The following is a 20,113-nucleotide window of genomic DNA, read 5'->3' on the forward strand; positions in this document are numbered from 1 at the left end:
ATTTCAAAAAATGCAGGGCGCCGTCAAAACTTCATGACCAGCATGCCGATCAGCACCAGCCCACAGGCTAAGAGCCGTGGCCGGCCGAAAGGTTCTTTCAGGTAACGCATGCCGAACAGCACCACCAGTATCACGCTGATTTCGCGCAATGCCGCCGCTTCGGCAATTGACCCCAGCTGCATCGCCCATAGCACCAAAGCGTAGCTGAACAACACGCAAAACCCGACCGCCAGTCCCAGCCGCCACTGTTCCCGCCAGAACAGCATGAACGCCGGCCGCTTGCTCACCAGCGCCAGCAACGGGAACGGCCAGGCGCTGAGCAGCGTGACCCAGACCAGGTAATCCAGGGGGTGCGACCAACGCCGCAGCGCCTGGCCATCGATGTAGGTGTAGCAGCCGATGCACAGGCCGATCAACGCCACCACCGGCAACATCGACCAAGGCAACCGCGCGCCGCCGCCGCCCTGCCATAACAGGCAAAGCATGCCGAACGGGATCAACAGAATCCCGAAGACCTGCTGGTTCGTCAGTACTTCGCCAGCGAAGATCAGTGTCAGTGCCAGCACCACCAGCGGTGACAAACCGCGCATCAGCGGATAGACCAACCCGAGGTCGCCGACCCGGTACGCCTGGATCAGCAAATAGCGATACAGCAATTCGAACGCCGCCGACGCCAGAATCCATGGCCAAATCTCAATCGGCGGTAATGCCACAAAGGGCAGCATCAGAGCGACGAACAGCAGCGCCACGCTGTCCATGCAGGCCACCACCAGCAACCGTTCGGCACTGAATTTGATCAGGGTATTCCACGCAGCGTGCAACAGCGCCGCCACCAACACCAACACCGTCGCAAGCACGGCACACTCCTTATTTTGTTGTTGTTCCCTTCCAGACACGCCCGGATTATTGATTCGCCATAGGCTCGCAGCTGTTTATACTGCAAGCGACCACGCCGCACTCAGTTGCGCACAGACTAATTCCAATAATTTCTGCCCCTGCCCGCTCTCCTCGAGAACGGTCATCGGCATGCGTATGCCTGATCAGAGCGTCAAGACTACCGACAGAGACCTTGCGCATGCCACTCGCCTTGCTTGCCCTCGCTGTTGCCGCTTTCGGCATCGGCACCACTGAATTCGTCATCATGGGTTTGCTTCCCGATGTCGCCCGCGACCTCGCCGTGAGCATTCCCCACGCAGGCCTGCTGATTACCGGCTACGCCCTGGGCGTGGTATTCGGCGCGCCGATCCTCGCGATCGGCACCGCCAACATGCCGCGCAAAGCCACGTTGCTGGGCATGACGCTGATGTTCATCCTCGGTAACGTGCTGTGTGCGCTGGCGCCGAACTACGCCACGCTGATGGCCGCGCGAGTGGTCACTGCGTTGTGCCACGGGGCGTTCTTCGGTATCGGTTCGGTGGTTGCGGCGGGCCTGGTCGCCCCGAACAAGCGGGCGCAAGCGATTGCCATGATGTTCACCGGCCTGACGCTGGCCAACGTGCTCGGCGTGCCGTTGGGCACCGCGCTCGGTCAATACGCCGGCTGGCGCTCGACGTTCTGGGCGGTCTCGGTGATCGGTGTGATTGCCGCCATCGCGCAATGGGCCTGGCTGCCAAAGCACATCGCAATGGACAAGGCCAACCTCGCCAGCGAGTTCAAAGTGCTGGGCAAGGTCAATGTGTTGTTGGCATTGGGCATGAGCGTGCTGGCGTCGACCAGTCTGTTCAGCGTGTTCACTTATATCGCGCCGATCCTGCAGGACATCACCGGCGTCAGCCCGCATGGCGTGACCATCATGCTGCTGTTGTTTGGCGTCGGCCTGACCGCGGGCAGCATGCTGGGCGGCCGCTTGGCGGACAGCCGCTTGCTGCCGTCACTGGTCGGCATGGCGTTGGCCGTAGCGGTCGTACTGGCTGCTTTCAGCCAGACCAGTCACTCGGTCATTCCGGCGGCGATCACGCTGGTGTTGTGGGGCATCTTCGCTTTTGCCCTGTGCCCGATTCTGCAATTGCTGATCATCGACCAAGCGCATGAAGCACCGAACCTGGGATCAACGCTGAACCAGAGCGCCTTCAATCTCGGCAACGCGGCTGGTGCGTGGATCGGCGGGCTGGTGGTGGCCAGCGGCGCGGACCTGGCAGACCTGCCATGGACCGGCGCCTTTGTGAGTGGCTTGACCGTGCTGACCGCGCTTTTCTTTATTTACCTGCAACGTCGCAGCGCGGCTGCGGTCAATGTGTCCGGCTGAACCATTGCGTCGTGCAAGCTCGTTCCCGCTTGACTGCGTAGATCCCTGTGGGAGCGAGCCTGCTCGCGATGAAGCTGACGCGGTAACCTGCCGATTTACGCAATCGCTATCTCCTACCTCCCATCCAAGGACCCCGGATGCTTGAACTTGTCGCTGCATTCATTTGCCTCACCACGCTCCTCACCTACGTAAACTTCCGTTTCATCGGCCTGCCCCCGACCATTGGCGTGATGGTCACGGCCCTGATGTTTTCCCTGCTGCTGCAAGGCCTGAGTCTGCTCGGCTACCCCGGCCTCGAAGATCGGGTCCAGCAGTTGATCAGCCAGATCGACTTTGGCGATCTGTTGATGAACTGGATGCTGTCCTTCCTGCTGTTCGCTGGCGCCCTGCACGTCAACCTCAATGACCTGCGCGATTATCGCTGGCCCATCGGTTTGCTGGCGACGGTCGGCGTATTGATCGCCACCGCAGTGATCGGCAGCCTCGCCTATTACATTTTTGCCCTGTTCGGCTGGCACGTGAGCTTTCTCTATTGCCTGCTGTTCGGCGCGTTGATTTCTCCCACCGACCCGATCGCGGTGCTCGGCGTGCTACGGACCGCCAATGCGTCCAAGCCCCTGAAAACCACCATCGTCGGTGAGTCGCTGTTCAACGATGGCACCGCCGTGGTGGTTTTCACCGTGCTGCTGGGCATTGCTCAACTCGGCGAAACCCCGACCGTCGGCGCCACGGCGATGCTGTTCGCTCATGAGGCGATTGGCGGCGTGCTGTTCGGTGGGCTGATCGGCTATCTGGCGTACCTGATGATCAACAGCATCGAGCAGCATCAGATCGAAGTCATGCTGACCCTGGCGCTGGTGATCGGCGGCTCGGCCATGGCGTCGGAGCTGCATGTGTCTGCACCAATCGCGATGGTGGTCGCCGGACTGATCATCGGTAACCTGGGCCGCAACCTGGCGATGAACGACATGACGCGAAAGTACCTGGACGGTTTCTGGGAACTGCTCGACGACATGCTCAACGCCCTGCTGTTCGCCCTGATCGGCATGGAATTGTTGCTGCTGCCGTTCAGTTGGCTGCATGCGCTGGCCGCGGGTTTGCTGGCGCTGGCGATTCTGCTGTCGCGCCTGCTGACAGTCGCACCGGCCATCCTTCTGATGCGGCGCTGGCGCACGGTGCCGCGCGGAACGATCCGGATTCTGACCTGGGGTGGCTTGCGCGGTGGTGTTTCGGTTGCGCTCGCCCTGGCCCTGCCGCTGGGGCCGGAGCGTGACTTGCTGCTGAGCATCACCTACATCGTGGTGCTGTCATCGATCCTGTTGCAGGGTCTGAGCATTGGCAAACTGGTCAAGTTCGTGACCCGGGATGAGCCTGCGCCAGCGGCACAGGCCGAGCATCACTGATCAGTCTTTGCGTTTCTGCGGATCGGGGGCCGCGCCCTGATTCGCAGTGTTCTTCGGCGGTCCGCTTTCGCTGCGGATCTGCGCATGGCTGATCAGCGCGAAGATGAAGCTGCCGCCGATGATGTTGCCCGCCAGTGTCGGTCCGGCAAACACCAGCCAGAAATCCTTCCACGGCAACTCGCCGGCAAACACCAGGTAAGAAACCTCGGCGGACCCGACCACGATATGGGTGAAATCCCCCAGCGCCATGAGGTAGGTGATGAGGATGATGATCCACATCTTTGCGCTTTCCATGGACGGAATCATCCAGACCATGGTGGCAATCATCCAGCCGGAGACGATGCCCTTGGCGAACATCTGGCTGGCGCTGTTTTCCATGATCTTGCGTCCGATCTCGAGAAAGGCCAGGTCGGTCTTGCTGTCGAAAATCGGCAAATGCAACATCACGTAGGCCACCAGCAAGGTGCCGCAGAGGTTGCCGACCAGCACGACACTCCACAAACGCAGCAACCGGCCGACATTGCTCAATGTGGGCTTGGTCATGATCGGCAGCACGGCCGTCAGGGTGTTTTCGGTGAACAATTGCTGGCGGGCAAGGATGACCGCGAGAAACCCTGCGCAGTAGCCGAAACTGGCGATCACTTTAAACGCTTCGCCGTCAGGCAACCGAGAGTTGAGCAGCCCCATGGCCATCAACGACAACCCCATGGTCAGGCCGGCGGCCAACGCCGACCACCATAAGGCAGCGACACTGCGTTCCAGCTCCTGATCGCCCTGGGTACGAATGATCTCGTGCAGCACCGCCGCGCGCGGTGGCTGGTTCTTGTCGACGTCTTTCTGCTCTTCAGGCGAGAGATTCGGGGTCTTGCCGTCTTTTTGCGTGTCCATAAAGCTCCGGAACCAGTGGTGTGTCATGAAGGTACGACACGCGGGTTTCGGAGCTGTTCACTGCCCTCAACAGATCGTTCTCATACTCTGCGCGGGAATGCCTCAATGGACGCTCTGCGTCCGCTCTTGGGACGCGGAGCGTCCCGGGCTGCATTCCCACGCAGAGCGTGGGAACGATCAGCGATCAGCCGCCGCCGAGGTTACTTGGTGACCAATTCATCTTCCTTGAACTGGTCTTTGACGTACTTGATCTCGGTGCGCCCGTGCGGTGCCGGCAGTCCGTCTTCGCCGAGGTTGACGAAGACCATCCTCTCGACGGTCAGGATGCTCTTGCGGGTGATCTTGTTGCGCACTTCGCAGGTCAGGGTAATCGAGGTGCGGCCAAATTCGGTGGCGGTGATCCCCAGCTCAATGATGTCGCCTTGGCGCGAGGCGCTGACGAAGTTGATTTCGGAAATGTACTTGGTCACCACGCGTTGATTGCCCAACTGGACGATGGCGTATATCGCCGCCTCTTCGTCGATCCAGCGCAGCAGGCTGCCGCCGAACAGGGTGCCGTTGGGGTTCAGGTCTTCGGGTTTTACCCATTTGCGGGTGTGGAAATTCATGGGGGGCTCCGGGCTTGAGGTGCTTGGGCAACAGGTTATGCCCCCCAGCTTCAAGTTTTAAGCGACAAGCTGCAAGTTAAAAGCAGATTCGCTTTTACTTGCCGCTTGTAGCTTGTCGCTTGCCACTAGCCGGATAAAGAAAGCTATAATCGCCACCGTTTTAGAACGGCTACTGCCGTTTTCCCGCCACCTGTCCGAGGGGCGCTGCAGCAGGTTCGACCTGTCAGGCTCGGATGGGGCGTTGACTGGCCATGATCGGCCGGACACTAAACGCACAACGGCGCCCATTCGCATACATTACGAATGGAGGCTCTTCATGAGCGCTGTTATCACGCCTGCAGATTTTAACGATTACAAAGTAGCTGACATGTCCCTGGCTGCCTGGGGCCGTCGCGAGACCATCATCGCCGAATCCGAAATGCCTGCCCTGATGGGTCTGCGTCGCAAATACGCCAGCGAGCAGCCGCTCAAAGGCGCAAAAATCCTCGGCTGCATCCACATGACCATTCAGACTGCCGTGCTGATCGAAACCCTGGTTGCCCTGGGTGCCGAAGTACGCTGGTCGTCCTGCAACATTTTCTCGACTCAAGACCAGGCCGCTGCCGCTATCGCCGCTGCCGGCATCCCGGTTTTCGCCTGGAAAGGCGAGACTGAAGCTGAGTACGAGTGGTGCCTGGAGCAAACCATCCTCAAAGATGGCGCGCCTTGGGATGCCAACATGATCCTCGACGACGGCGGCGACCTGACCGAGCTGCTGCACAAGAAATACCCGGCCATCCTGGACCGCGTCCACGGTGTGACCGAAGAAACCACCACCGGCGTTCACCGCCTGCTGGACATGCTGGCAAAGGGCGAGCTGAAAATCCCGGCCATCAACGTCAACGACTCGGTGACCAAGTCCAAGAACGACAACAAGTACGGCTGCCGTCATAGCCTGAACGACGCGATCAAGCGCGGCACCGACCACCTGCTGTCCGGCAAGCAAGCGCTGGTCATCGGTTACGGTGACGTGGGCAAGGGCTCCGCTCAGTCCCTGCGTCAGGAAGGCATGATCGTCAAGGTCTCCGAAGTCGACCCGATCTGCGCCATGCAAGCCTGCATGGACGGCTACGAGCTGGTTTCGCCGTTCATCGACGGCATCAACGACGGTACCGAAGCCAGCATCGACAAAGCCCTGCTGGGCAAGATCGACCTGATCGTGACCACCACCGGCAACGTCAATGTTTGCGACGCAAACATGCTCAAAGCCCTGAAGAAGCGCGCTGTTGTCTGCAACATCGGCCACTTCGACAACGAAATCGACACCGCTTTCATGCGCAAGAACTGGGCATGGGAAGAAGTGAAGCCTCAGGTTCACAAGATCCACCGTACCGGTCCTGGCGCGTTCGACGCCCAGAACGACGACTACCTGATCCTGCTGGCCGAAGGCCGTCTGGTTAACCTGGGTAACGCTACCGGTCACCCAAGCCGCATCATGGACGGTTCGTTCGCCAACCAGGTGCTGGCTCAGATCTTCCTGTTCGGTCAAAAGTACGCCGACCTGTCGCCAGCCCAGAAAGCCGAGCGCCTGACCGTTGAAGTACTGCCGAAGAAACTCGACGAAGAAGTGGCTCTGGAAATGGTTCGCGGTTTCGGCGGCGTAGTGACTCGACTGACCAAGACCCAGGCCGACTACATCGGCGTGACCGTCGAAGGCCCGTTCAAGCCGCACGCTTACCGGTACTGACAGCAGCTGCAAGTGGCAAGCTTCAAGCGGCAAGTAAAAGCGTTTCGTTTACTTGAGGTTTGAGGCTTGTTGCTCGCTTCTTCATCGCTATTACGCAGCCGTTAGTTGCGGGTTTCAACGACGAGAGTCGGCGCTACGCCCTCTTGTAGCTTGCAACTTGCAACTTGCAGCTGGAGGCCCTCTCCATGTCCCAAGACCGTCGCTACAGCTTCGAGTTCTTCCCTACGAAGACCGACGCTGGGCATGAAAAGCTGCTCGCCACTGCTCGTCAGCTGGCTACGTACAACCCCGATTTCTTCTCCTGCACCTATGGCGCTGGCGGTTCGACCCGTGATCGAACCCTCAATACCGTGTTGCAACTCGAAAGCGAAGTCAAAGTCCCTGCCGCACCGCACCTGTCCTGCGTTGGCGACAGCAAGGCCGACCTGCGCGGCCTGCTGGCTCAATACAAGACCGCCGGCATCAAGCGTATCGTCGCCCTGCGCGGTGACCTGCCGTCGGGCATGGGCATGGCCAGCGGCGAATTGCGCCACGCCAACGACCTGGTTGAATTCATTCGTGAAGAGACCGGCGATCATTTCCATATCGAAGTCGCCGCCTACCCGGAAATGCATCCGCAAGCGCGCAATTTCGAAGACGATCTGAACAACTTCGTGCGCAAGGCCAACGCTGGCGCCAACAGCGCCATCACCCAGTACTTCTTCAACGCCGACAGCTACTTCTACTTCGTCGAGCGTGTACGGGCGAAGGGCGTGAACATCCCGATCGTGCCAGGCATCATGCCGATCACCAACTACAGCAAGCTCGCGCGCTTCTCCGACGCCTGCGGCGCGGAAATCCCGCGCTGGATCCGCAAGCAACTGGAAGCCTACGGCGACGACACCCAGAGCATTCAAGCCTTTGGCGAACAAGTCATCACCGAAATGTGCGAACGCCTGTTGCAAGGTGGCGCACCGGGGCTGCACTTCTACACATTGAATCAGGCTGAAGCGAGTCTGGCAGTGTGGAACAACCTGAAGTTGCCGCGCTAAAAGCAGGATCAAGAGATCGCAGCCTCGTTTTACTCGACAGCTCCTGCACAAATCCCTGTAGGAGCTGTCGAGTGAAACGAGGCTGCGATCTTTTGCGTTTAACGCCCGAACCAGAGCTTCTGGATCCAGTTTCTGGCTCTTTATGATTTCTCGTCGTAATCTCAAGCCATGCCTCTGATCGCGCAGTTACTCACCGTGTTTCTTTTTACTTGCCTGAGCTTTGCCGCCCGGGGCGAGAAGCTGCGCATTGTCACGGAACCGTGGGCGCCGTACGTGTACGAGGAAAACGGTAAATCCCTGGGCCTGGATTACGAAACCACGGCCATCGTCTTCAAACGCCTGGGGATCGAGGTGGACTGGCAGTTCCTGCCATGGAAACGCTGCCTTTCGATGCTTGAAACGGGTCAAGCGGACGGTGCGCTGGATATTTTCCACAGCGACGAACGCGACGCGACGCTGCTCTACCCCAGCGAACCGCTGTCGGAAGTCGAGTTCGTAATGTTCTACGCCAACGAGCGCCCTCACCCCTTCCGCACCCTGGACGACCTCAAAGGCCTGACCATCGGCACCTCGCCCGGTTATCTGTACAGCCAGGACTTCAGGGAATCGACCTTGTTCACACGGGAACCTGCACCGACTCATGAGGCCAACTTCGGCAAACTGGTGCGCGGGCGGATCGACTTGCTGATCACCGATCGCCGGGTCGGTCAGCATTTGCTCGATGAGCTGGGCATCCGCGACAAGATCACTGAAAACCCTACCGTCATCAGCCACCAGAGCCAGTTTTTGGCAGTACGCCGCAATGCCGGCATGGATTTGCTGGTGCAGCGCTTCGGTGCCGAACTCAAGCGCTTCAAGCGCGAGCCCGCCTATGCCGAGCTGAGCGCCCGATACGGCGCCGATCCAGTCAACAATGTGAAAGCGGCCAGCGCCTCCTCGCCCCTCGTAAAAACCGTTGAGCAGCAGGAAAGCGGCGCGCAGTGATTGCTCTGTTATACTCCGGCCTTCCCGCCAGGCTCACGCCCGGACGCTCGGAATCGTTCAAGGCATCTCGACCCCGCTACAGCGCAGCTTTTCAGCCCGCGCGAGCGCTCCAGACGAGCCTTCGAAACCCAGCAGGACCGGACGGGATTGCGTTCCTCTTAAACGCCATTCGCGCCAGGCAAGACTCCCATTGGGCCAAGCCCTAACTAAAACAGGATTACTCATGTCCTTTGCTTCCCTCGGTCTCTCCGAGGCTTTAGTCCGCGCCATCGAGGCAGCGGGCTATACCGAGCCTACTCCGGTGCAACAGCGGGCCATTCCCGCCGTGTTGCAAGGTCGCGACCTGATGGTCGCGGCACAGACAGGTACTGGTAAAACCGGCGGCTTCGCCCTTCCGATTCTGGAGCGGTTGTTCCCCAATGGTCACCCGGACAAATCCCAGCGTCACGGCCCGCGCCAACCACGCGTACTGGTCCTGACCCCTACCCGCGAACTCGCGGCTCAAGTGCACGAGAGCTTCAAGGTCTATGCCCGTGACCTGAAGTTCGTCAGCGCCTGCATCTTCGGCGGCGTCGGCATGAACCCACAGGTTCAGGCCATGTCCCGCGGTGTCGACGTGCTGGTGGCCTGCCCTGGCCGCCTGCTCGACCTCGCCGGCCAAGGCAGCGTCGATTTGTCTCACGTGGAAATCCTCGTGCTGGACGAAGCCGACCGCATGCTCGACATGGGCTTTGTCCATGACGTGAAGAAGGTCCTGGCCCGTCTGCCGAGCAAACGTCAGAACCTGCTGTTCTCGGCGACGTTCTCCAAAGACATCACCGACCTTGCCGGCAAGCTGCTGCACAACCCGGAACGCATCGAAGTCACGCCGCCGAACACCACGGTCGAGCGCATCGAACAGCGCGTATTCCGTCTGCCGGCCAACCACAAGCGTTCGCTGCTGGCGCATTTGATCACCGCAGGCGCCTGGGAACAGGTGCTGGTGTTCACCCGCACCAAACACGGCGCCAACCGCCTGGCCGAGTACCTGGACAAACACGGCCTCTCCGCCGTCGCGATCCACGGCAACAAGAGCCAGAACGCGCGCACCAAAGCCCTGGCCGACTTCAAGGCTGGCGAAGTGCGCATCCTGGTTGCCACCGACATCGCTGCTCGCGGTCTGGACATTGACCAGTTGCCACACGTGGTCAACTTCGAACTGCCGAACGTCGATGAAGATTACGTCCACCGTATCGGCCGTACTGGCCGCGCCGGTCGTTCGGGCGAGGCGATCTCGCTGGTCGCTCCCGACGAAGAAAAGCTGCTCAAAAGCATCGAGCGCATGACCAAGCAGAAGATTGCCGACGGCAATCTGATGGGCTTCGACTCCAGCGCTGTAGAAGCCGAGAAACCTGAAGTCCGCGAGCGTCCGGATGTGCGTAACCCGCGCAACCCACGTGGCCCGCGCGGCGACGGTCCGACCGGCACAGGCGGTGGCGGCGGTCGTAAAGACAAAGGCAAGGACAAGGGCGGCAAGGAAAAACCGGCGGCCACTGGTCGCGGCGATCGTCCGGCCCGTGAACACAAGCCACGCGAAGGCACACCGGCTCGCGAGCAACAGCGTCCGGCGCCACGCGCTGCCGCTGACCGTGCTCCGGACGAGTTCCTGGACGACGACGTGGATAACTTCGGTAACCGCGTTGATTACGTGCCTCAGGCCAAACCGGCCCAGGGCCGTGGCCGCCGTCCGGGTGCTCCGGCACAAGGCGCGGCAGCTGGCACAGGCGCTCCACGCACCGGCGGCAAGCCTCAGGGTCGCCAAAGCGGTCCACGCAGCAGCGACGGCGCGACCACTGGCACACCGCCGGCCAAGCGCAGCGGCCCACGCAACGGCGCTCCACGTGACGGTCAGGCCCGTCGCGAAGAGTCGCGCAACCGTCGTCCGGCTCGTGACGATCAGCCGCGTTCGGAACCAGCCGTGCAAAACCCGCGCGGCCCGGCACCGAAGATCATTCACAAGGAGTCGAAAACCGATCGTTTCCCGACTCCTGAGCAACTTGATCAACTGCCAGGCCGTCCTCGCGGTGAAAAACCAGCCTTGCTGACCCGCAATCGCTAAGTTATCGCCGCAATGAAAAATGCCCCTGATCGCAAGATCCGGGGCATTTTTTTAGCCTGACAAATAATCCCTGTAGGAGTGAGCCTGCTCGCGATGGCGTCAGGTCAGTCGACATTAGTATTGAATGAGCCACCGCCATCGCGAGCAGGCTCACTCCTACAAGGGATTTATGTTCGGCAATAAAAAACGCCCCTGACCGTGAGGCCGGGGGCGTTTTTGTGTCAGGCGAAAAAATTACTTCGCTTTCACACCTTCAAAGGTGACGTACAGATCAACAGCATCGGACTGTGGACCCAGGTCCATCATCTTGCCGAAATCAGAACGCTTGATGCTGGTAGTGCCTTCAAAACCGGCACGGTAGCCGCCCCATGGATCCTTGCCTTCACCCAGGAAAGTGGCCTTGACCACGACTGGCTTGGTGACACCCGCAATGGTCAGGTCGCCGGCCACGTCGGCAGTGACTTTACCGTCGGCATTTTTGCCGGTGGTTTTAACGCTGGTAGACACGAACGTGGCTTTAGGGAAATCAGCCACTTTCAGGAAGTCTTTGCTGGAGATGTGCTTGTCGCGTTCAGCGTTGTTGGTAAACACGCTGGCGGTGTTCACGTTGAACTCGATCTTGCTGTCTTCAGGCTTGGCTGCGTCGAAGCTGAACTTGCCGTCGATGTCCTTGAAGGTACCGGTGATGTAGCTGTAGCCCAGGTGGCTGATCTTGAAGTCGACGAAGGCGTGCTGCCCGGTTTTGTCGACAACATAGTCAGCCGCCATCACGTTGGCGGACAACAGTGCAGAACCGATTGCCAGAGCGGCGAGAGTCTTTTTCAACATGTCTTGTATTCCTTGAGGGGCTAAGTTGAACGTCAGGCTTTACGACCCAGCATTCGTTTCAGTGTCACATCACGATCGATAAAGTGGTGCTTCAAAGCTGCCAACGCATGGAGACCGGAAAAAATCACCAGCAACCAGGCCAGGTAGAGATGAATCGCACCGGCGTTATCTGCCTGGTCCGGTAGCCCGGAAACCAGTGCAGGCACTTCAAACCAGTCAAACACCGGAATCCCGACACCTTCGGCGGTGGAAATCAGGTAACCGGCAATCATCACAGCGAACAAACAGAGATACAGAAAGGCATGCCCGAACTTGGCGCCAAGGCGCGTCATGCGGCTGTAACTGCTCAGCGTAGGCGGCGGTGGGCTGATGAAGCGCCACAATACGCGCAATACCATGACAGCCAGCAGGATCAAACCGATGCTCTTGTGCAGATCAGGTCCTGCCTTGCGCCATGGATCGTAGTAGCCGAGACCGACCATCCACAAACCCAGGCCGAACAAACCGAATACTGCCAGCGCTACGCCCCAGTGCATGAAGATGCTGACCCAGCCGTAGCGAGAAGTAGAGTTTCGTAGTTGCATTGCCGAGTCCCTGTAAGTGCTGGCCCAAGACTATCGATTTACTTATCGAATTAAAGCGGAAAATTTCGCTTTGAAATATCGAGAAATACGATCAAGAGTCTGTAAGGCATCTGTTAAGGAAAGATTAAAGACCCAGTGTGCGGAAAAAATCGAAGTCCACCTAATGAACACTTCCGCCACTTGGTTTATTCGATTCTTTGAACCTGGTTTTCTTCCGGCATAAAAAAAGCGCGGCATCTGTGCCGCGCTTTTCTTCACCCCAAAGCCTTACTGCGCTTTGGTTTCAGTCGCTGCCGGGGCAGTCGCAGCAGGTTTAGCCGCGGGTTTCTTGGCCGCTGGTTTGGCCGCTGCCTTTTTAGTCTCGGTTTTGGCCGCAGGTTTCTTCGCACCATGTTTGGTTGCGGCTTTTTTAGCGGGCTCGGCTTTGGTCGGCTCCACAGGCTTCGGTGCTTCCACGGGCGCAGGGGCCGGTGTTGGCACTGGAGCGGGCGTCGGTGCTGGCGGAGTTACAGGCTCTGGCGCCTTGACCGGTTCCGGTTTCTTGTCATCACTCGACGAACCACTGAACAGGTTGGTGAAGAAGTTGCCTTTCTTCGCCGCCACCGCGCCGGCTGCAACAGCCGTCGCTGCCGGAACCACCTTCGCTGGCTCAAACGACTTGCCGGCGGCCAGGTCTTCAACCTGGCTGGCTGCACGCTGACCGGTGCGCAATGCGCCTTCCAGAGTGCCCGGGTACAAGGTGTCGGTGTGCTCACCGGCGAACGCTACGCGTTGCAGCGGACGTTCCCACAAGCGCCAGTATTTGCTGATCTGGCCAGGACCGAAGGCCAGGTAAGCGCCGCCCATCGACGGGTCGGTGCTGTAGCGGCGGATTTCATAACCGGTGAACGAACCGCGTGCCTGTGGATAAAACGCGTGCAGACGAATCAGCACCTGATCGGCCATCTGCTTGTCGCCGAAGGCCTGCATCACCCGCGCGTTGTCGCCGGAAATGTTGATCACCACGTTGGCGCCGCCTTTCAACGCCGGCTCGACCCACAACATGCCCAGGCCGGTGTTGCTGTAGATCTCACCGGACATGCGCGCCTTGCTTTCCCACACAGGCGTCTTGAACTTCAGCATGATCTGGTCGCGCCAGCCGTAGTTGGTGCCGCTGATGGCGCCCATGTGCTGAGCATCCAGGGACGGGGTCATCTGGATCTTGCTCAGGGCACGCAATGGCACTGCAACCACGACGTAATCCGCCTGATAGCCAACGCTGCCGACTTTGACGGTCACGCCGTCCTTGTCCTGCGTGATGCTCGACACCGGGGAACTGGTCTTGATGGTTTTCAGCTGTTTGACGAAGGCCTGGGCCAACACCGGGCTACCACCGAGCAGGCGCGAAGCGCGCAGGTCACGGTCGGAGACGCCAAGGTAGACACGGTTTTGCTGTGCGAAGTACAGCAGCGACAGGCGCGAAGGCTCGTCATAACGGGTACGGATCTGCTGATTCACCAGCTGACGTGCAGTGGCGGGCAGGCTCAGACGATCAAGCCAGTTGGCCACGTTGATCTGGTCCAGCGCGAACAAGGTGTTGTTGGCGGCCGGATTCTGTGGGTCTTCAATCGAGCGTGCCAGGTCATCCAGGGTTTTTTCGTAGCGCTTGAGCGCATCGCTGGTGGCCGGTTCCTTGGTCGCCAGGTCGGCAGCGGTGTAATACACGCCGTCGATCAGGTAGCCCGGCGTCCGCACGAATTCAGGGGCTGGCGTGGTGCTCAGCTTGAAGGTCGATACGTATTTGTTCAGGACCGGCTGGGTCTTGTCGTTGCCGATCCATTCACTGGTGGCCATACCGGAGCGACCGCCCAGGCTCGGCTTGGCTTCCAGCAGGGTCACCTGCCAGCCTTTGTTCTGCAGTTCGTAAGCTGCGGTGAGGCCCGAGAGCCCGCCGCCGATCACGATCGCGGTTTTATCCTTGGCCAGCGCAGACACGCTGAACAGCCCCAACATCACCAGCGCACAGGCGCGCAGCCAACCAGCAGACATTCAGCGAACTCCGGAAATACACGAGGAAATAGCGGTTTTAGGAGCCAGACGACTCAAAGAACCGCGAAGAATACGTCAGCCATCAAAAGGCCGCCAGCGACGTCTTTACTCCCTATACAAAGTAGTTCAAACCACACAATAGGTTGTCCCCAGGCGACGCATTGCATAGGCTTGCGCGATTGTTTGCCCGCGCATGTCGCGAGCCGCCTCGAGGAGACTGAAAATGGGCCTGAATAATCAGTGGATGCAACGCGATCTCGCTGTGTTGTGGCATCCCTGTACCCAGATGAAAGACCACGAACAGCTGCCGCTGATCCCGATCAAGCGCGGTGAAGGCGTTTGGCTGGAAGACTTCGAAGGCAAACGCTACCTCGACGCAGTCAGTTCCTGGTGGGTCAACGTGTTTGGCCACGCCAACCCGCGCATCAACCAGCGCATCAAGGATCAGGTCGACCAACTGGAACACGTGATTCTGGCCGGTTTCAGCCATCAGCCAGTGATTGAGCTGTCCGAGCGCCTGGTGAAGATGACCCCGGAAGGCCTGACCCGATGCTTCTACGCCGATAACGGTTCGTCCTGCATCGAAGTCGCGCTGAAAATGAGCTTTCACTACTGGCTCAACCGCGGCCAGCCAAACAAGAAGCGCTTCGTCACGCTGACCAACAGCTACCACGGCGAAACCATGGCCGCGATGTCGGTGGGCGACGTGCCGCTGTTCACCGAGACTTACAAGGCGCTGCTGCTCGATACCATCAAGGTGCCGAGCCCCGATTGCTACCTGCGCCCCGAAGGCATGAGCTGGGAGGAACACTCGCGCAACATGTTCGCCGCCATGGAACAGACCCTGGCCGAGCATCACGACACCGTCGCCGCGGTGATCGTCGAGCCGCTGATCCAGGGCGCCGGCGGCATGCGCATGTATCACCCGGTGTACCTCAAACTGCTGCGCGAAGCCTGCGACCGCTACGGCGTGCACCTGATCCACGACGAAATCGCCGTCGGCTTCGGTCGCACCGGGACGATGTTCGCCTGTGAGCAGGCAGGCATCCGTCCAGATTTTCTCTGCCTGTCCAAAGCCCTGACCGGCGGTTATCTGCCGCTGGCGGCGTGCGTGACGACCGAGGATGTCTACAGCGCTTTCTACGACGACTACCCGACCCTGCGCGCCTTCCTGCATTCGCACAGCTACACCGGCAATCCGCTGGCGTGCGCGGCCGCCCTGGCGACGCTGGATATCTTCGAAGAAGACAACGTCATCGAAAACAACAAAGCCCTGGCGCAGCGCATGGCCTCCTCCACCGCGCACCTGGTCGATCACCCGAACGTGTCGGAAGTGCGCCAGACCGGCATGGTGCTGGCCATCGAGATGGTCAAGGACAAAGCAACGAAAGAAGCTTATCCGTGGCAGGAACGTCGCGGCTTGAAGGTGTTCCAGCATGCATTGGAGCGCGGTGCTTTACTTCGTCCATTGGGCAGCGTGGTGTATTTCCTGCCGCCGTACGTGATTACGCCCGAGCAGATCGACTTTCTGGCCGAAGTGGCCAGCGAAGGCATCGACATCGCGACCCGCAACAGCGTCAGCGTTTCAGTGCCGAAGGACTTTCACCCGGGCTTCCGCGATCCGGGCTAATTGAGCAACGCTCGTTCCCACGCTCTGCGTGGGAATGCAGCCCGGGACGCTCTGCGTCCCAAAAGCGGACGCAGAGCGTCCGGTGAGGCATTCCCACGCAGAGCGTGGGAACGATCAATTCAAAGAGAACCCGCATGAGACTGTCCCGCTTCTTTATCGACGCCCCCTTGAGCACTGGCGAACACGAGTTGCCTGAGGCCCAGGCCCATTACATCAGTCGCGTGCTGCGCATGGCCGAAGGTGATGCGCTGCAGCTGTTCGACGGCTCGGGCCATGAGTTTCGCGCCACACTGGTGGAGGTCGGCAAGAAGCGCGTCGTGGTGCAAATCGATGAAAGTTTCGCCGGTCAGGTCGAGTCGCCCTTGCAGATCCATCTTGGCCAGGGCCTGTCCCGTGGCGAGCGCATGGACTGGGCGATTCAGAAGGCGACCGAACTGGGCGTCACTGAAATCACCCCGATCTTCAGCGACCGTTGCGAAGTCCGGCTCAAGGACGAACGCGCCGACAAACGCCTGATGCATTGGCGCCAAGTGGCAATCAGCGCATGTGAACAATGCGGGCGCTCGCGGGTGCCGGTGATTCATCCACCGCTGCTGCTGGCGGACTGGTTGAAGCAGACCGAGGCAGAACTGAAGTTGGTGCTGCATCCAGTGGCTGAGCCGCTGGTGAGCCATGCCAAGCCGGCAACATTGGCATTCCTGATTGGCCCCGAGGGTGGGTTGTCGGATGCTGAAGTGGATCAGGCTCAGTCTGCAGGCTTTCACGCCGCCCGCCTCGGCCCTCGGGTGTTGCGCACTGAGACTGCGCCGGTCGTAGCGTTGGCAGTGGCGCAACAACTGTGGGGCGACTTCTAGGCTCCGATCGTTCCCACGCTCTGCGTGGGAATGCAGCCCGTGACGCTCCGCGTCACTGGACGCAGAGCGTCCCTAGAGGCATTCCCACGCAGAGCGTGGGAACGATCACTTAGGTTCAAAGGACGTAAAACAGAATCGCCACAAAGTGCAGCAAACTCCCAGCGATCACGAACAGATGCCAGATCCCGTGCGCATGCCGCAGGCGATGGTCCAGGGCAAAAAAGATAATCCCCACGGTGTACAAGATGCCGCCCGACGCCAGCCAGGCGAACCCCGCAGTACCCAGCGCGGCAATGAGCGGCTTGACCGCCACCAGCACGATCCAGCCCATCACGGCGTAAATCACGATCGACAGAATTCGCGCTTCCGAGCGCGGCTTGATCTCTTGCAGGATGCCAATCAACGCCAGGCCCCAGACAATCCCGAACAACGTCCAGCCCCACGGCCCGCGCAGGGTGACCAGGCAGAAAGGTGTGTAGCTGCCGGCAATCAGCAGGTAGATCGAAAAGTGATCGACCTTCTGCATGATCGCTTTCTTGCGCCCGCGCACGCTGTGATACACGGTAGATGCGCTGTAGAGCACCATCAAGGTAAACCCGTAAATCGCCACGCTGACGATCTTCCATGGGCTGCCGTCCATGCTGGCAATCACCAGCATCCACACCACCCCGACCGTCGCCGCCACCGCCCCGACCAGATGCGTCCAGGCATTCAATCTTTCCCCGTGATACATGTATTGCTCACCTCTGAATTCGCTACAACATTGCGCAAGGCTCAAGCCTTGAGCGTAAAAGCGCAATGTTTCAAACACAAATCCCCTGTAGGAGCTGTCGAGTGAAACGAGGCTGCGATCGTTTGACTTTGATTTTTTAGAAACAAGATCAAAAGATCGCAGCCTCGTTTCACTCGACAGCTCCTACAAGAAGCCGCATGCGTGCACAATCGAGCTATTCGAATAAGAGCGATGCCCATGCTGATTGACGAAGAGTTGACCCTGAAAAAACTCGAGGTGTTCCTGGCCTTCATGCGCACCGGCAATCTGGCCCGGGCAGCCGCCGAGTTGCAGACCAGCAACGTCAGCGTGCACCGAGCCATCCATTCACTGGAAAGCGCCCTGCGCTGCCCGCTGTTCAAACACGAAGGGCGCAATCTCACCCCGCTGGAAAGCGCTTATGTCCTGGAAGAACGGGCACAAAAGCTGATTCAGGACGTGGTCGAAACCGTGCGCCTGACCCGTGAAGCCGCCGGGTTCTCCGCTGAACGCTTCAAGCTTGGCTCGCTGTATTCGCTGACCGTGAAAACCGTGCCGCAACTGATCATGGGCCTGAAGATCCGTCGCAGCGAGCTCAACATCGACCTGATCCTCGGCTCGAATTTCGACCTGTTGTACAAGCTCAAGAACATGGAAGTCGACGCGATTCTGGTGTCCCTGGACGACAGCGTCAACGACCCGGACTGCGAGCAGATCCAGCTGTTTTCCGACGACATTTTCCTCGCCACGCCGGCGGATTCGAAATTCGCCCAACGCACGGAAGTCGACCTGGCCGAGGTCCGCGACGAGACGTTCATTACCCTGACCCAGGGTTTTGCCACGCATCAGGACGGCAATCGGGTGTTCAAGCAGGCGGGGTTCGAGCCGAAGGTGGCGATGCAGGTCAACGACATCTTCACCCTGCTGAGCATGGTCAGCTCCGGGGTCGGTTATGCGTTGCTGCCGGGGAGGATTGCGGCGGTGTACGAGAATCGGGTGAAGCTGATTCCGTTGCAGGAAAAGTATCGGTTGCAGCAGCACATCGGCGTGGTGTTCTTGAAGGCCAAGGAGCGCGATCCGAACTTGCTGGCGCTGCTGGCGGAGTGTCGGATGTATGCCAATCGGCATGCTTAAGACCGAGTTGATCGTTCCCACGCTCTGCGTGGGAATGCAGCCCGGGACGCTCTGCGTCCCAAAGCGGACGCAGAGCGTCCATAGAGGCATTCCCACGCAGAGCGTGGGAACGATCAGTCAGCCGACAATCCCGCGAACAATGAAGTACAACAACGAAGGCCCAAGCAGGCACCCAAGCCCAGTGTGGAACGTCGCCGTCAACGCGCCATAAGGCACCAGCCGCCGATCCGTTGCCGCCAACCCGGCCGTCACGCCACTCACTGTCCCGGCCAGACCGCCAAAGACCATCGCCGAGCGCGGGTTATCCAGGCCCATCCATTTCGCCGCCATCGGCGTGCCGACCATCACGAAAATCGCCTTGATCAGCCCGGTGGCAATCGACAACGCCACCACATCCGAACTCGCGCCAATCGCCGCACCGGTCACTGGCCCGACGATGTAAGTCACCGCGCCCGCGCCAATGGTGGTCATGCTGATCGCATCGCGGTAACCGAACGCCCAGGCAATGCTCGCCCCGACAATGAACGGCAGGATCGTGCCCAGCAACAGCGCAATCGCGCCGATCAAACCGGCCTTTTTCGCTTCGGTGGCTTGCACTTCGAACGCTGTCGCAACGATGGCAAAGTCTCGCAGCATGGCGCCGCCCATCAGGCCGATGCCGGAAAACAGCGACAGGTCCGCCAGGCCTTTTTGCCCACCGGTCATGGTGCCGCCGACCCAGGCCAATACCAGGCCAATCACAATGGCAATCGCCGAACCGTGAATCCGCCCGAACGTCAGGCGCTTGGACAACACCACCGACACCCACATGATCACGCCGATAAAGGCAAACGCTGTGATCAGACTGTTATTGACCAGGCCCTTCTGAATGAGATCCCACATATCAGCGGCCTCCTACTGGGGTGCCGACCGGTGTGATGTCCACCGGTTCATCGGGCAAAGGTTCACCTTTGTGAGTCCGGCTGATCAAGGCAATGGTGCAGCCGCAAATCACGACCGAGCCGATGGCCGCCAGCACCGCCACCGGGCCACCGTGCAGAGCCGCGACGACGTTCTGTTGCGCAGCCATCGCGACCACCACCGGAATGTACATCGCGCCCCAGAAACCGACGCCCATCTCGCAATCCTTGGTCATGCCGCCGCGTTTTTGCATCCACAACCGCGCGCAGATCAGCAGGATCATCGCTATGCCGACGCCACCGACGTTTGATTTCACGCCGAGCAACACACCGAGCAGGTCACCCAATATCACCCCTGCCAGCGTACAGATCGCCAACAGCGCCACACCGTAAATAATCATTGTTGTAGTCCTCAAAGTGCA

At 59.7% G+C, this 20,113-nt stretch carries 18 protein-coding genes and 1 riboswitch; of the genes, 9 read left to right on the plus strand and 9 right to left on the minus strand.

Annotated elements, in window-relative coordinates; genetic code table 11:
• Nucleotides 1-23: 23 nt before the first annotated feature.
• The gene (locus HNR03_RS11835; RefSeq protein ID WP_090178729.1) at nt 24-857 is read right to left on the minus strand and encodes an EamA family transporter; all 834 of its coding nucleotides are present in this window, start codon (nt 855-857) and stop codon (nt 24-26) included.
• Nucleotides 858-1,075: 218 nt separating this feature from the next.
• Here HNR03_RS11835 and HNR03_RS11840 point away from each other — a divergent pair, with 218 nt between their 5' ends.
• Together HNR03_RS11840 and HNR03_RS11845 are read left to right on the plus strand one after the other, a co-directional pair.
• Nucleotides 1,076-2,245 (plus strand): MFS transporter, encoded by a 1,170-nt coding sequence (locus HNR03_RS11840; protein WP_222588807.1) that lies wholly within the window; start codon nt 1,076-1,078, stop codon nt 2,243-2,245.
• 137 nt (nt 2,246-2,382) lie between these two features.
• Nucleotides 2,383-3,648, plus strand: a complete 1,266-nt coding sequence (locus HNR03_RS11845) for a sodium:proton antiporter (RefSeq protein WP_259153721.1) — start codon at nt 2,383-2,385, stop codon at nt 3,646-3,648.
• On the opposite strand, the gene HNR03_RS11850 is transcribed toward HNR03_RS11845, so the two are convergent.
• Nucleotides 3,649-4,536: a formate/nitrite transporter family protein gene (locus tag HNR03_RS11850; protein ID WP_222588809.1), complete on the minus strand. Its 888-nt coding sequence runs from the start codon at nt 4,534-4,536 to the stop codon at nt 3,649-3,651.
• 200 nt (nt 4,537-4,736) lie between these two features.
• Nucleotides 4,737-5,144: an acyl-CoA thioesterase gene (locus HNR03_RS11855; protein ID WP_090178712.1), complete on the minus strand. Its 408-nt coding sequence runs from the start codon at nt 5,142-5,144 to the stop codon at nt 4,737-4,739.
• A 190-nt stretch (nt 5,145-5,334) separates the two neighbouring features.
• Nucleotides 5,335-5,437, plus strand: a riboswitch (S-adenosyl-L-homocysteine riboswitch).
• A gap of 23 nt (nt 5,438-5,460) precedes the next feature.
• On the opposite strand from HNR03_RS11855, the gene ahcY reads away from it, so the two are divergent.
• The 4 genes from ahcY to HNR03_RS11875 all read left to right on the plus strand — a co-directional run bounded on the left by ahcY (nt 5,461) and on the right by HNR03_RS11875 (nt 10,983).
• Nucleotides 5,461-6,870, plus strand: a complete 1,410-nt coding sequence (gene ahcY / locus HNR03_RS11860) for an adenosylhomocysteinase (RefSeq protein ID WP_090178709.1) — start codon at nt 5,461-5,463, stop codon at nt 6,868-6,870.
• Nucleotides 6,871-7,055: 185 nt separating this feature from the next.
• The gene (metF, locus tag HNR03_RS11865) at nt 7,056-7,901 is read left to right on the plus strand and encodes a methylenetetrahydrofolate reductase [NAD(P)H] (protein ID WP_222588810.1); all 846 of its coding nucleotides are present in this window, start codon (nt 7,056-7,058) and stop codon (nt 7,899-7,901) included.
• 168 nt (nt 7,902-8,069) lie between these two features.
• Entirely contained in the window at nt 8,070-8,885 is an 816-nt protein-coding gene (locus HNR03_RS11870; RefSeq protein ID WP_259153722.1) for an ABC transporter substrate-binding protein, read from the plus strand.
• 223 nt (nt 8,886-9,108) lie between these two features.
• The gene (locus tag HNR03_RS11875) at nt 9,109-10,983 is read left to right on the plus strand and encodes a DEAD/DEAH box helicase (RefSeq protein WP_222588812.1); all 1,875 of its coding nucleotides are present in this window, start codon (nt 9,109-9,111) and stop codon (nt 10,981-10,983) included.
• A gap of 234 nt (nt 10,984-11,217) precedes the next feature.
• On the opposite strand, the gene HNR03_RS11880 is transcribed toward HNR03_RS11875, so the two are convergent.
• The 3 genes from HNR03_RS11880 to HNR03_RS11890 form a co-directional block, all read right to left on the minus strand.
• Complete coding sequence (locus tag HNR03_RS11880; protein WP_027926598.1) at nt 11,218-11,811, minus strand: YceI family protein; 594 nt, start codon at nt 11,809-11,811, stop codon at nt 11,218-11,220.
• 32 nt (nt 11,812-11,843) lie between these two features.
• Entirely contained in the window at nt 11,844-12,395 is a 552-nt protein-coding gene (locus tag HNR03_RS11885; protein ID WP_222588813.1) for a cytochrome b, read from the minus strand.
• 267 nt (nt 12,396-12,662) lie between these two features.
• The gene (locus HNR03_RS11890; protein ID WP_222588814.1) at nt 12,663-14,423 is read right to left on the minus strand and encodes a flavin monoamine oxidase family protein; all 1,761 of its coding nucleotides are present in this window, start codon (nt 14,421-14,423) and stop codon (nt 12,663-12,665) included.
• A 223-nt stretch (nt 14,424-14,646) separates the two neighbouring features.
• Here HNR03_RS11890 and HNR03_RS11895 point away from each other — a divergent pair, with 223 nt between their 5' ends.
• Nucleotides 14,647-16,053 carry an adenosylmethionine--8-amino-7-oxononanoate transaminase gene (locus tag HNR03_RS11895; RefSeq protein WP_259153723.1) on the plus strand — a complete coding sequence of 469 codons (1,407 nt, stop codon included), beginning with the start codon at nt 14,647-14,649 and terminating at the stop codon, nt 16,051-16,053.
• A 134-nt stretch (nt 16,054-16,187) separates the two neighbouring features.
• Nucleotides 16,188-16,907, plus strand: a complete 720-nt coding sequence (locus HNR03_RS11900; RefSeq protein WP_259153724.1) for a 16S rRNA (uracil(1498)-N(3))-methyltransferase — start codon at nt 16,188-16,190, stop codon at nt 16,905-16,907.
• Between the two features lie 115 nt (nt 16,908-17,022).
• On the opposite strand, the gene HNR03_RS11905 is transcribed toward HNR03_RS11900, so the two are convergent.
• Nucleotides 17,023-17,640, minus strand: coding sequence for a hemolysin III family protein (locus HNR03_RS11905; RefSeq protein WP_259153725.1), 618 nt, complete (start codon nt 17,638-17,640; stop codon nt 17,023-17,025).
• 237 nt (nt 17,641-17,877) lie between these two features.
• On the opposite strand from HNR03_RS11905, the gene HNR03_RS11910 reads away from it, so the two are divergent.
• On the plus strand, nt 17,878-18,792 hold the full coding sequence (locus HNR03_RS11910) for a LysR substrate-binding domain-containing protein (protein WP_222588817.1): 915 nt from the start codon (nt 17,878-17,880) through the stop codon (nt 18,790-18,792).
• 117 nt (nt 18,793-18,909) lie between these two features.
• Here the strand turns inward: HNR03_RS11910 and madM are convergent, their stop codons facing one another.
• Both madM and madL read right to left on the minus strand, forming a co-directional pair.
• Nucleotides 18,910-19,674: a malonate transporter subunit MadM gene (madM, locus tag HNR03_RS11915; protein ID WP_259153726.1), complete on the minus strand. Its 765-nt coding sequence runs from the start codon at nt 19,672-19,674 to the stop codon at nt 18,910-18,912.
• A gap of 1 nt (nt 19,675) precedes the next feature.
• Nucleotides 19,676-20,092: a malonate transporter subunit MadL gene (gene madL / locus HNR03_RS11920; RefSeq protein ID WP_208671061.1), complete on the minus strand. Its 417-nt coding sequence runs from the start codon at nt 20,090-20,092 to the stop codon at nt 19,676-19,678.
• Nucleotides 20,093-20,113 lie beyond the last annotated feature (21 nt).

It is taken from the genome of Pseudomonas sp. JAI111, assembly GCF_024809425.1.
In the GTDB taxonomy this organism is placed as follows: domain Bacteria; phylum Pseudomonadota; class Gammaproteobacteria; order Pseudomonadales; family Pseudomonadaceae; genus Aquipseudomonas.